The organism is Micromonospora sp. NPDC007220 (assembly GCF_040634035.1).
Taxonomy (GTDB): Bacteria; Actinomycetota; Actinomycetes; order Mycobacteriales; family Micromonosporaceae; genus Micromonospora; species Micromonospora reichwaldensis.
On sequence record NZ_JBEYEU010000010.1, the window covers coordinates 57,602 to 70,586 of the forward strand.

The window sequence follows — 12,985 nt, forward strand, 5'->3', positions numbered from 1 at the left end:
CTCGCCCGACGGCCCCGGCACCCGCCCGGGTTCGGACGGGTGCCGGAGCCTCGGTGGCGATCGCCTCGCCGGCCCGGAGCGCGATCGCCCCGGGTCCCCGCAGGTCAGCCGAGCGGCGGGGCGGTCCAGGAGGATCGGATCAGCTCCCGCTCGGCGGCGGCGAGATGCGCGGTCGCGGCGAGCCAGGCCCACGCGTACCGCTCCGGGTCGGGATCGGTACGCCGGCCGAACGCGTCCCGGCCGCGCCGGTCGGACTCGTCGGCCAACGCGGTGGTGAGCGCCGCGGCGGTGGTGAAGCCGGCGCGGCGCAGCGGGCCGGCCAGGCCGGTGCCGTCGCCGCGGGCCGCCTCGGCGACGGCGCGGCGACCGCCCGAGACGGCCAACTCCACCAGCCGGCGGACCCGCCACAGCGGGGACTCCGCAACCGCGTCGGCGCCGACGGCCAGGACGGGTCCGGTCGTCTCCGCCGGGTCGCGCGGCGGCAGGTGGCCGCCCTGGAGCTCGTCGTAGCCGAGGTCCGCCCGGCCGTGCCAGTCCGCCGGCAGCCGCAACGTGGCGGCGGCACCGGGCACCGGGCCGACCGCGAGCGGTCGCAGCGTGCTGGCCCGGTCCGGGTCCAGCCGGCCGACCACCCGGACCCGCAGGCCGGGCCGGGAGGCGAGCCGTCGCAGGTTGGCCACGTGGGCCAGCATCGGGTGGGAGTCGACCGGCACCAGCCGGATCAGCGGCCCGTCCGGCACCGGCGCCCGCTCGCCTCCTGCGTCGGTGGCGGGGGCCAGCTCGCGGGCCAACACCTGGTCACCGACGGCGCCCACCACCATCAGGTCACCGCCGAACAGCGCGGTCCCCGCCCGGGCCGGGTCCTCCGGGTCCTCGGTGGCGAGTTGCGCGGTCACCACCTCGGCGAGCGGGCGGGCGAACAGTCGCGCCAGCGGCCCGGTGGACCAGTCGGCCCCGGTGAGCGGGATGGCCCGGACCCCCTTACCGGCGCCGAGCCGGCCGTCCGGGGAGACGGTGGTGCCGGTGATCCGCAGGCCGCCACGGGCCAGTACCGCGTGGTTGACCGCGACCGCGCCCATCTCGGTGACCGCCCGGGCGCAGTCGCGTGCCCGGTCCGGACCGCCCGGTTTCACGTCGCCGAAGGAGACCTGGCGCCCGTCGGCGGCGACCAGGTGGGTGACCACCCCGGCGTACCCGGTCGCGCTGATCACCGGTTCCCGGCAGACGCCGTGCACCTCCAGGGTGCCGTCCGGCTGGTAGGCCCGCCGCAGGACGCCGACCAGCGCCGGGTCGGCGTCGCCGGCGGCCAGCCGGCCGGTGACGTACAGCAGGTCGTGCAGCACCTCGACCAGCTCGGCCAACCGGTGGCCGTTCTGCCGTCCCCGGTGTGCGCGCAGCCCACGTACCGTGCGCAGCGCGGCGCTCTCGGCCCGCGGCAGGCCGGCCAGCCGGGCGCCGTGGGCGGCCCGCAGCAGTTCGGCCTGGGGCACCGCCCCGGCCGCCGGCACGCCGGCCGCGAGCACCGCGGCGGCCGCCCGCCACAGCGCGCCGGCCGCGGCCCGCTGCGCCTTCGTCGGTGCCGCGCCGGCCGACTTCCTGGTACGCCCGGTCCGGCCGGACGCCGCGGCGGCGCTGTCCGACGCCGGGGACGCCGCGGCGGTGGACGCCGGATCGGGGTGGGCGGCCGGGTCGGCGACGGGGCAGGCGAGCAGGACGGCGGTGCGGTGCAGACAGCGGGGCGCCAGCAGGCAGCTGCACCGCGCCTGGTGCGGGTCGGTGACCGCGCCCGTCGCTCCGGGCGTCAGGGTGACCAGCGACTCCGGACCGCAGTCGACCGACACGCCGCCGTCGACCGGGCCGACCGGTACGCCGGCCAGCCGTTCGACGGCGGCGTCGAGCCGCCTGTGCAGCCGGGGTGGCAGGGCCGCCACCGCCGCGGCGGCGACCGCCGGCAGCACCGGCGGCAACCGGTCGGTGTCCACGGCGGTGGCTGTGCGGTCCGTCAACGTGATCCTCCGCGGATGCGGTCGCCCACCCAGCGGGCGAGTTCGAGCGGGCTGAGAGCGGCGACCGGCATCCCGGCCGCGACGAGTTGCTCGGCGACCGGCACCGAGTAGCAGGGCACTCCCCTGTCGTTCAGCGCGGCGCAGCCGAGCAGGTGCACGCCGGAACCGACCAGCGTGCGGACCTCGCCGAGCAGCCCGGCCAGCGCATAACCCTCCTCGAAGTCGCTGACCACCGCGACGATGGTGCGGCTCGGCACGGTCACCAGCGAGCGGGCGGCGGCCAGCCCGGCGGCGATGTGCGTACCGCCGCCGACGCGCACCTCCAGCAGCAGCGACAGCGGGTCGTCGACCCGGTCGGTCAGGTCGACCACCTCGGTGGAGAAGGCGAGGAAGTGGGTGGACAGGGTGGGCACCCCGGCCAGTACGGCGGCGGTCAACGCCGACCACACCACCGACGCCTCCATCGAGCCGGACACGTCGACCACCAGCACCAGCCGCCAGTCGGCCTCCTTGCGGGTGCGGCTGTTGAAGACCGGGCGTTGCGGCACCACCACCGTCCGGCCGTCGCCGAGCCGCTGGGTGTGCGCCAGGTTCGCCCGCAGCGTACGGGCCAGGTTGATCCGGCCACCGGGACGGCTGGTCGGACGCGGGTTGGTCAGCCCGGTCAGCGCCGGACGCACCTGGGTGGCGAGCTGCCTGGTCAGCTCCTCGACCAGCCGCCGTACCAGTGGCCGCAGCTTGGCCAACTGCCCCTCGGGCAGGCCACCGGCCAGCGACAGCACCGAGGTCAGCAGTTCCATCGAGGGGCGTACGGCGGCCGGGTCGAGTTCGGTGAGCACGTCGGTACGGCCGCTCTCGGCCGCCCGGGCGATGACCTCCTCGCGTACGGCGGTGCCGAACAGCGCCTCGAGTTCGTCGGCCCACTCGCGGGCGGTCGGGAAGGAGGCCTCCTGGCCGCCGCCGGCCGCCTGCCCGAGGTCGGTGGCGCCCTCGCCCTGGCCCGCCCCGTACAGCTCGTCCAGGGCGCGGGCGTAGCGGCGGGCGTCGGCCGGCAACCGGTCGGGCTGGCGGCCGAGCAGCAGCCGCCACCGGTCGCTGGCGGTGAGCCGGGCGTCCGGGGTGTCCGGCCCGGGCGTGACGTCGGCATCGGCGTCGACCTCGGTGGGGCCGGTCGGCGTGCCCGGGACGGGGAGGTGGCGGGCGAGCAGGGCGGCCCGACCGGCCGCGTCGGCGGCGGCCCAGCGGGCCAGCAGCTCCGGCGGGGCGGACAGGCTCAGGTCGAGCCGGTCACCCAGCCGTTCGGTGACGGTGTGCAGCAGCCGGTCCCGGGCCGCCGGGGTGAGCACGTCGAACCCCCCGCGCAGCGCGGGCAGCCGGTCCAGGAAGTCGGCGTCGGGGAGCCGCTCGATCCGTTCCAGCAGCGGGTCCAGCGCGGCCGGGGCGGACTGCAACAGCGGGTGTGCCCCGGTGAGCAGGCCGCCGAGCAGCCGGTGCAGGTGCCGTCGGGTGTCCGGTCCGGTCGCCGCGTCGATCCAGCCGGCCACCCGGGTGCCCAGGGTCTCCAGGTCGGTCAGGTCGAGCAGCACCCGGGCGGCCAGGGCGGCGCCCTGGATCAGCGGCGAACCGGCGCGGGCCAGGTGGTCGAGGGCCTCGTCCAGGCGCAGCCCGATGCGGTCCTCGCCGGCCCGTACCGCGAGGTCGACCAGCGCGGCGGCGTCGGCCGGGGTGTCGCTGCCGGCCAGGCCGGGCAGCCCGCGCACCGCCGCGTCCAGCAGCACGACGGCCAGCTCGGCCGCCCGGGCCCGGCCGTCGGCGGTGGTGCCGGGCAGGTGCTCGCGGCGCAGCGCCTCCAGCAGGTCCAGTGCGGCCAGCAGCTCCGGCAGCGTGCCGGTGCCCGGCAGCACCGTGGCGGCCAGGTCGAGCCGGTCGGTGACCAGCTCCGGCAGGTCGCACCGGGCGGCGTCGCGCAGCCCGGTGAGCAGCTGCGCGGCGGTGGGGCCACCGTCGGCGGCCTCCCGGCGGAACCGCTCCCGCAGGGTGCCGGCGGCGGCCAGCGCGGCGGTCACCCCGCGTACGCCGACCAGGTCCAGCCGGGCCGCCACGGACGGCGTCCAGGCCAGCTGCCAGCGGGTGGTCAGGGCGGCGCCGTCGCCGGTGCCGGACACCGCGACGGGCTCGCCGTAGCCGACGCCGCAGATCTGGAGGCGTTGCAGCAGGATCTCCCGCCGCCCGTCCAGGTCGGTGCGCAGCGGGTCCAGCCGCACCTCGCGGGCCTTGGGGCTGCCCGGGTCGGGCAGCCGCAGCGTGGCGAGTTCCGCCTCGACCGCCGGGCCGAGCCCGGAGCGCGGCGTGCCGGGGGCGATGCGGCCCCGTTCGGCGCCGACCAGCACGTTCTCCAGGGCCCTGGCCAGCGCCCGGCCGCGGCCGAGCAGTTCACCCTGGCCGAGCACGGTGGTCACCGCCTCCAGCACCTCGCCCCGGCCGGGGGCGGGCAGGTTCCGCAGCCGGGCCAGGTCGTCGGCGAGCCGTACCGTCTCGGTGGCCTCGCCGGTGCCGGCGGTGTGGCCGGCCGCGCGGAGTTCCCGGCACAGGTCGGTTACCGCCCGGGCGGCGGCGGCCCGGATCCGTTCCGGGTCGCCGGCGGCGGTGAAGACGGACTGCTGCCAGCGCGGGTCGCGGATCCCGGCCGGGTAGCCGGACCGGGAGTCGAGCAGGTCGAACGCGTACGGCACCAGCGAGGTGACCGCCGTGCGGTCGCCGTCGGTGGCGGCCGGTCCGGGCGGGGTCGTCACGGACCGGACCGGATCGGCCGGGGCGGTGCCGGGCCGGGTGGACGCGACGTCGACGGCGGCGGTCGACGGGGCGGGGACAAGGGCCGGGGCGTGGAAGGCGCCGACGACGGCGGCGACCCGCCGGCCGTCGACGCCGGCCTCGGCCAGTACCCGGCGCATGTGCCGCTCGCGGGCCAGGTCCCGGCCCGGTACGCCGTCGCGGTTGGCGCTGTCGGTACGCATCGCCCAGCCGACGCCGAGCGCGGCCCGGCGGACAGCCTCGGGCGGGCAGCCCGGGGCGCGCACCTCGACCACCCGGTCCCACAGGTCGTCGCCGTCGCGGCCGGTGCCGCTGGCGCTGAGCGCGGCGGCGTAGGACCGGCGCAGGCCGGGCACCGGCTCCCCCGCGTCCGGTGCGGGCTCGTCACCGGCGGCCGGCTCGGCACCGGCAGTCGGGTCGGGGTCGGCGGCGCCGGCGCTCCAGCCGGGGTCGGCCAGCGGCAGGTCGCAGCAGACCACCTCCACGCCGTGCTGCCGGGCCCAGCGGATCGCGGCCAGTTCCGGGGAGAAGTCGGCGAACGGGTAGAAGCCCATCGGCCCGTCCGCGCCGTGGCTGCCGACCAGGGCCAGCGGGGCCCGGGCGGCCGGATCGGACAGGTAGGGCAGCCAGCGCTGGAAGTCGGCCGGCAGCTCGATGCAGACCACCTCGGCCCCGGCGGCGTCCAGCAGCGCCGGCACCACCGCCGCCAGCGCCGGGCTGTGGTGCCGCACCCCGATCAGGTACGGCCGCACCGAACCGGCGAGCGCGTCGACCACGGCGCGCGGATCGGCCGACGTCGCATCGGCCCTCGCCGGGTCGGCGGCCGGCGGGGCCGCACCGGGCGTCGTACTGGAGAGGGTCGTCACCGCAGGCTCTCCCGCAGGTCCCAGAGCCGGCGCCACATCGCCGAGCCGTCCTCGGCGCGGCGACGGACCGGGCCGTCCCAGTAGCCGAGCAGCCGGGCGTGGTCGTTCTGGTCGTCCTTGCGGACCACGCCGAGCAGGTGCCCGGGCACCAGGTCGAGCGCGTCCCCACCGGGCAGGTACGCGGCGGCCAGGCCGAGCGACACCGCCACCTGCACCGCCTCGGCGGTGGACATCACCGTGCCGGGCCGTTCCACGTCCCAGCCCTCGCCCGACCGGCCGGAACGCAGGTCGCGGAACACGGTGACCAGGGCGTCCAGCACCGCGTCGTCCACCGTGTACGCCGCGCCGGCGCGCTGCACGGCGGCGGTGGCCTGCTGGCGGACCAGGTCGGTCTCGACGTCCGCGTCGGAGATCGGGTGGATGGTCTCGAAGTTGAACCGGCGCTTGAGGGCCGAGGACATCTCCGACACGCCCCGGTCCCGCAGGTTGGCGGTGGCGATCACGGTGAACCCGGGCGTGGCGCGGATCAGCCCGTCCTCGGTGCCGGACAGCTCCGGCACGTTCATCCGCCGGTCGGACAGGATGGACACCAGCGCGTCCTGCACCTCGGGCAGGCAGCGGGTGACCTCCTCGATCCGGACCACCCGGCCGGTGCGCATCGCGGTCAGCACCGGCGAGTCGACAAGCGCCTGCGGGGTCGGACCCTGGGCGAGCAGCAGGGCGTAGTTCCAGCCGTACCGGAAGGCGTCCTCGGTGGTGCCGGCGGTGCCCTGCACGGTCAGCGCGCTGGTGCCGCAGACGGCGGCGGCCAGCAGCTCGGACAGCATGGACTTGGCGGTGCCGGGCTCGCCGACCAGCAGCAGGCCCCGTTCACCGGCCAGGGTGACCACGCACCGCTCGACCAGGCTCCGCTCGCCGACGAACTTCGCCGGGATGGTCATGCTGGCCGGCAGTCCGGTGCCGTCCGCGCCGGTGCGCCGCTCGGCGGGCAGCTTCAACGCCTCGCCGTCGCTGCCCTGGATGAAGGTGACCACGGCGCGCGGGGTCAGCGCCCAGCCCGGCGGCCGGGCCCCGTCGTCGTACGCGGCCAGGAAGGCCAGCTCGTCGGCGTACCGCTGCTCGGCGGAGAGGACCTGGGCGGCGGTCTCCGGCGCCACGGTGGGGCGGACGTGTTCCGTCACGGTCACGGGCGTTCCTCGATCTCTTTCGGTTCGGATGGGGGTGGTGTGGGGTGGGTCAGCGGGAGGTGGGCAGGTGGTCGAAGCGGGGCCGGTCACCGTCGCGCAGGCGTTGCCAGGCGCGCCGGTGGAGCTCGGCGGCCGGTGCGAACGGCACCGTCACGCCGAGCGCGGCCGTGCCGTCGGGTGCGAGGTCGAACAGGGCGGCCTTCCAGCCCTCGATCGGTGCCTGCCCGCTGCCGCGCTCCAGCCACGGGCCGGGCAGGAACAGCGACCGGCCGGCCCGGGACCGGCTGGCCTCGACGACCAGGTCGGTGCCGGCCAGTTCGGCGCGGGCCGCCTTCAGCCGCGCCGGCTTCCAGCCGGTCCACTTCGCCGTGTTGCGGTCGGTCGGGTCCGGCATGGCCAGCAGCATCAGGTACACCGCCGCCGCGTCGGCGGCCAGGCCGTGCGCCCCGGCCACCTCGGCGACCAGGTCCGGCACCGACCGGGTCGGGTCCTGCGGCCACCAGGTGCCGTCCACCGCCCGCGCACCGCCGGCCGGCTCCCCCGGATCGCCGAGCAGCGCCACGAAGAGTGGGTCACGGACCAGGCGCAACGCCACCTCGACCGGGTACGGCTTCGCGGCGTCCCCGCGCAGCGCCGGCAGGTACGGGTCCGTCCCGTCGGCGTCGAGCAGGTCCGGCCGAAGCGCGGGCGACGGCTGGCTGTCGTAGGTGGACAGGACGATGGCGCCGTACCGTTCCCAACCGGGGCCGGTCTCCGACGGGGTGCCCGCCACCTGCCGGAACGCGGGCAGGGACACGTACTGGTCGAGGTCGAGCAGCAGGCCGGGGCTGGCCAGCCGGTTCCGGATCGCGGCCAGCGCGCCGGGCAGCGCGGCCCGGCACGCGTCCCCGGCCGGCGTGTGGTGGGCGACCCAGGCCGCCAAAGCGACCGTGGAGCGCAGCACGTGACCGGTGAAGCCCGCCGCCTTTGCGTCGACCGGCCGGGCCCGGTCGCCCCTGACCTCGAAGGCCAGGTCGGTGCTCAGCTCGGCCGAACGGGCCGGGTCGAGCAGCGCCGGCAACGCCTTCGCCGGTGCCCAGCCGGTGCGGACCGCGCGCGTCGCCTCGGCGAGCAGGTGTTCGGGCACCACCACCCGGCGCCCCAGGGCGGCGTTCCACACCGCCGCGGCGGCGGCCACGTCCGGGCCCTCGGTCCACAGCCGGGCCGGTTCCTCGGGCAGCAGCGCCGAGACCACGGCCCGCCGCAGCGTCGCCCGGGCCTCCCGCAGCACCCCGAACGCCAGCTTGACCTCCCCGACCTGCCTGATCCCGAGCGCCTTGCGCAGCTCGGCAGGCATCGTGTTCGCCGAGTCCGCGTACGGCAGGCCGGCCAGCACCAGCTTCGCGGCGGTGGGGGTGACGCCGGTCAGCTCGGCGAACTGTTCGGCCGCCTCCGGCCGCCAGGGCAGCGGGCCGCGCGCGGCCGACTCGGCGAGGAACCCGGCCAGCCAGCCGGCGGGCCGTCCGTCACCGACCGGTTCCGAGGAGTGCACCGTGTACGGCTCGGGCACGGCGAACACACCGGCCGGATCGTGGTGCAGCGCGTCGAAGAAGTAGCCGGTGGCCGTACCGCTGGAGTTGAGGACGGCGACGAACGCCCCGTCGGGCAACGGCAGGATGCCGGGCCTGGGGTAGCGGCGCGAGCCGTCCGGGTTCTTCAGCTCGTCGTCGAGCAGGTGCAGCCTGCACTGGCGCCACCGACCCGGCTCCGCCGCCGTGCTCAGGTCGAGCCCGTCCAGCTCCGTGAGCAGGGCCCGCAGCGTCTCCCGGTGCTCGTCCGGGGTGACCGCCGCGACGGCCCGGTAGGCGACCGCGGCGACGCCCCCGAGCAGGGACCACCAGTCCGGCGTGGACGGCAGCGACGGCCCGTCGAGGTGCAGACGCACGGCGGAGCCGTTCCCGCCCGTGGCGGAGCCGTTTCCGTCCGTGGCGGAGCACCGGATGGTGAACGCCTGGAACTGGGTGAAGACGCCGGTCGCGGTGCCCGCCCCGTGGGTCGAGCCGCGCAGGCCGTCCAGCGCCGCGCTGAGCTGCCGGTCGGTGGGTCCGGTCACGGTGGCCGTCGGCACCACCGCGACCGGGGCGGACAGCGACCTGGTGAGCCGCTCCGTCACCGCCTCCAGGTCGGTGCGTACCCGGGCGGCCAGCCGCAGCGCCCCGACCACCCCGGCCAGCAGGGCGTCGTGACTGAGCGCCGGCACCGTCGAGCGGACCAGCTCCACCAGCGCGTCCGTGTCGTCCTCGACGGCGGTGGTGGCGGGGCCGGAGCCGGCGCCGACCGTGGACGCGGGAACGGCGACGGGAAGGCCGGTGATGGCCTGGGTGGCCACGGTCAGCCCGGACCGCGCCGCCGCGCGGGCCGCGGCCCGTGCCGCCTCTTCGGCCAGGACGGCGCGGCGCTCGTCGAGGGCGACCTTCAGCAGCGCGGCGGCGGTCTCCCGGTCCATCCGGCGCAGGGCGGTGGAGCCGGCCGGGTCGCGGGGCAGCAGGTTGCCGAGAAACTGCCGGGCCGGCAGCGGGACCGTGCCGGGGCCGTAGTCCCGGTTGGACGGCGGTCCGGCGGCGGCCGACACCACCCCGTCCGGGTCGACCAGGACGAGGCCCTTGAGCACGGCCCGGGGTCGGTCGTCGCCGGGCAGCACCAGCGCCGCGACCGGCTCCTGGCCCGCGGCGACGGTGACGGTACGACCGGCCAGGTCCGTACCGCGTACCGAACCGTCCGGCAGCGTGACCACCCGCCAGCCGAGCAGCCCGTCAACGGGGACGGCGGCCGGGGTGGCCCGGTCGGACAGGGCCGGCCGCAGCCAGCTGGCCGATTCCTGGAGGCGGCTCCCGTCGACCGGGAGGTCGGCCAGGAACCCGGGCAGGCCGCGCCGGCCATGGGTGTTGGCGACCGGGTCGTACTCGCGCCAGCCGTGGGTGTCGTCGTCCTCGCCGTGCCGGTACACCCAGTGCGAGGTGCCGTCGGTGATGACCGGCAGCTCCGACGGGACAGCGGTGTCACCGGCGTGCAGCACGCCGTCGCCGGTGGTCCGGCCGCCGCCGGCCAGCGGCAGGGTGATCTGCTTCCCGCGCGGCTGGCTGCCGTGGTGACGGCCCTGGATGAGCTGCGGTTCGCCGGGCGACGAGTGCCAGTAGCCGCGCAGGTCGTAGTTGAGCGCCTTGGAACGCCAGTAGACCAGCAGTTGGCCGTCGACGTAGTGGTAGCCGGGCTGGCCCCACATGTCGCCGGCCGGGATGCGCAGGTCGTGGCGAAGCACGATGCCCTCGGCGCCGATCACGCGCACCGTGGTCGGCCCGCCCAGGATCGCGTACGGCCAGGCCTCCTGCCGGATCACCTCGACCTGCCGGTCGCCGCCGGTGACCTCCTGCCAGGCCAGCTCCCAGTCCGGCCAGCCCAGCTCGGCGAGGAGTCCGCCGCGCAGGCTGCGGGCGACGCGCTCGGCGAGGTCGACGCCGAGGGCCTGCCCGAGGCCGCCGCCCCGGCCGGGCTCGCCCGCTCCGTCGAGCTCGTCGGAGACCAGGCGCAGCGCCTCGACCGGGAGCCGGCCCAGCCAGTCCACCGACGCCGGCAGGTACGGCAGCCCGGCGGCGAACCGGTCGCGGATCCGGGCCCGCAGCCAGTCGATCAGCATCGGCCGGACGCCCGGCGTCTCGACCATCCGGCGCAGGGCGGCCTGCTGGTCGTCGAGCTGGTCGAGGCCCCGGCGCAGGGCGCCGGTGAACCGGTCGTCGCCCGCCACGGCGAGCAGATCGCGCTCTCCCCCGCGCTTGACCCAGTTCGCCAGGTCCAGGGCCTCGTGCTCCTTCGGCGCGGCCACCGGCAGGTCGAGGGCGAGCAGCAGGTCGAGCAGTTCCAGGTCCCCGTCCGCGCCGAGGGTCTCGCCGCTGTCGGCCAGCTCGACGCGCAGCCGGTCGGCCATCCGCTCGACGAGCGGGTACAGCTGCGGCAGCCGACGGCGGTGGTGGCCGGAGTTGACCCGGCCCACGAAGCGGCGCAGCCAGCCGACGGAGCCGTCCTGCGGGCGGGCCGGGTCCGGCACGTCCGCGTCGGACAGCCCGGCGAGCGCACCGGTGTCGGTCAGCAGGGCCAGCCACGTGACCAGGTCGTCCCGGTCGGCGGGCATCAGGTCGAGCAGGCTGCCGCGGATCGCCGGGTCACGGCCGGCCAGCGCCGTCACCGCCGGCAGGTGCGCCTTCCACCAGCCGGCCGGCGCCTCGGCGGCCACCGGCAACCGGAGCAGCTCGGTCAGGTAGGCCGCCTCGCGCTCGGCGACGGCGGCCGCGCCGGCCTTACCGGCGGCCTTGGTGGCGGCCCGGACCAGCCGGTTCACCACGCCGGCCGACTGGGTGGACGGAACCACGCCGGCGGTCGCGGCCCGCAGCGCCAGCCGGCAGAACCGCTCCAGCGCCTCGCCTGCCGGCAACTGGGCGGACAGCTCCTTGGCGTAGCCCGCCAACGCGGTCGCGGACACGACCTTGGCCGAGGCGAACTCCACGTAGACCTCGTCCAGCCGGTTCAGGTCGACCGGCAGGCCGTGCTGCGCCTCCGCCTTACGCGCCTTGTTGAACAGCTGCGTCGCGTACGCGTCCTGCCCGGCGGCCAGGAACACCCGCGCCGCCTGCTCGAAGAACGTCGGCAGGAAGTGCGGCAGCGTGCGGGCGAGCCGGTCGGCGATGCTCTGGTGCCCGTCCAGGGCGGCCTTCGGCCGCGACCGCACCTGCTTGGCCAGCTTCTGCAACTCCGGCACCACCGCCAACGCGTGCCGGCCGTCCGCCGGGTGGTGCACCAGCACCCACTCGGGGAACGCCAGCGGCCGGCGGGGGCCCAGCCCGACGACGACCGGCTCGGCGCCCGGCGTCAGGCCGAGGAACTCGACGGCGATGTCCTCGCCCTCGCCGAGTGCGGCGTCGACCAGGCGGACCACCGGTCGGTCGCCGAGGACCGGGTGCCGGTAGGTGCGGGCGGTGAGGGGCACCGCCCGGTCGCCGGCCCCGGCGGTGTCGGCCGGCAGCACCGCGCCGGCGGTCAGCAGGCTCTCGACCGAGCCGTCGCCGGTGGTCGTCGTCATCCCGGTCACGCCTTCTTCCCCGTTCCGGTCACGGCACCGGACAGGGCCGTCGCCATTCGCATTCCTTCCGACCAGGCCACCGGCCCGACCTCGGTCAACCGCAACGTCGGGCCGTCCACCGCCGACCAGGAGAGGTTGCCCAGGGTCGCCTCGGAGTCCCAGTAGTCCTCGTCGAACCGCATGGCGGCCTCGACCGTGCGGCCTGCCTCCCAGATCCGGCACCTGACCTGCGAGCCGGAGACCCGGAAGCCGAGCGTGGCGGCCCGGGCGGCGAGCCGGTTGGGGACCGTGGTGCCGCGGAAGTCGGTGATGGCCGTGTCGCGCTGCTTCAGCACGTCGGGCTTGCCCCAAGTGCCCCGGTGCAGTTGCTCGATCCGCTGGGTGACGTCCAGTTCGTCGGCGAACTCGCGCAGGTCGGGCAGGTCGGGCAGGCGCACCGGGTGCGGCAGCGTGGCGGTCGCCGGCGAGAGCCGGACGGTGTCCCCGTCGAGGTTGACCACGCGGAGGTCGCCGGTGTCGGTGACGTCGCGCAGGAAGCCCGGCTCGGCCGGGTCGTCCCCGAGGACCACGAGGTCGCGCAGCGCGTCCTGCCAGGCCGGGTCCGGCCAGACCCGGGCCAGCAGCCCCGTCGGCACCGGCAGCGAGGACACCACCCAGGCGTCGACCCGGGCCAGGCATTCGGCGGCGTGCCGGTCCAGCCACTGGGCGAGCTGGCGCAGCCGGTCCACCTCGGGGTCGTCACGCAGCGCCTTCGGCAACGTCTTCAGGGGACGGCCACCGGCGCGCGGGCCGGTGGACCGGGCCGCCACCTTTCCGTCCACGAGGGAGATCTCGTACGAGTCTCCCACCGGTAGCCAGGCCATCAGGAATACCCTCCGCAGTGGCAGAACAGCCAGATTTCGTGAGGAATCGGCCGTGATCGACAACGAGGGCACGCTAACAGTAGTGACCGACACGACAGCGACCCATCGGCCGAGCAGCCGAGGCCCGGTCAGCGGGACGAGC

Annotated in this window: 5 protein-coding genes; all 5 read right to left on the reverse strand. The window is 76.8% G+C overall.

Going from position 1 to position 12,985, the window contains the following annotated elements; all coding sequences use genetic code 11:
• Positions 1–104: 104 nt before the first annotated feature.
• From ABZ573_RS19285 to ABZ573_RS19305, 5 genes are read right to left on the reverse strand one after another with little or no spacing between them, the layout of a single operon-like run.
• The gene (locus ABZ573_RS19285; protein ID WP_358119565.1) at positions 105–2,006 is read right to left on the reverse strand and encodes a hypothetical protein; all 1,902 of its coding nucleotides are present in this window, start codon (positions 2,004–2,006) and stop codon (positions 105–107) included.
• On the reverse strand, positions 2,003–5,683 hold the full coding sequence (locus tag ABZ573_RS19290) for a DUF5682 family protein (RefSeq protein WP_358119568.1): 3,681 nt from the start codon (positions 5,681–5,683) through the stop codon (positions 2,003–2,005). The genes ABZ573_RS19285 and ABZ573_RS19290 overlap by 4 nt, the downstream gene beginning before the upstream one ends.
• A complete protein-coding gene (locus ABZ573_RS19295; RefSeq protein ID WP_358119571.1) occupies positions 5,680–6,870 on the reverse strand; it encodes an AAA family ATPase in 1,191 nt (396 codons plus the stop codon). Before ABZ573_RS19295 ends, ABZ573_RS19290 begins: the two co-directional genes overlap by 4 nt.
• 49 nt (positions 6,871–6,919) lie before the next feature.
• Positions 6,920–11,980, reverse strand: a complete 5,061-nt coding sequence (locus ABZ573_RS19300) for a hypothetical protein (protein WP_358119574.1) — start codon at positions 11,978–11,980, stop codon at positions 6,920–6,922.
• A 5-nt stretch (positions 11,981–11,985) separates the two neighbouring features.
• On the reverse strand, positions 11,986–12,843 hold the full coding sequence (locus ABZ573_RS19305; protein WP_151455743.1) for a DUF4132 domain-containing protein: 858 nt from the start codon (positions 12,841–12,843) through the stop codon (positions 11,986–11,988).
• Positions 12,844–12,985 lie beyond the last annotated feature (142 nt).

Bases quoted from the DNA above. Each gene is read 5' to 3' on its own strand.
- ABZ573_RS19305 (WP_151455743.1), bottom strand. From the start codon at position 12,843: ATGGCCTGGCTACCGGTGGGAGACTCGTACGAGATCTCCCTCGTGGAC.
- ABZ573_RS19300 (WP_358119574.1), bottom strand. From the start codon at position 11,980: ATGACGACGACCACCGGCGACGGCTCGGTCGAGAGCCTGCTGACCGCC.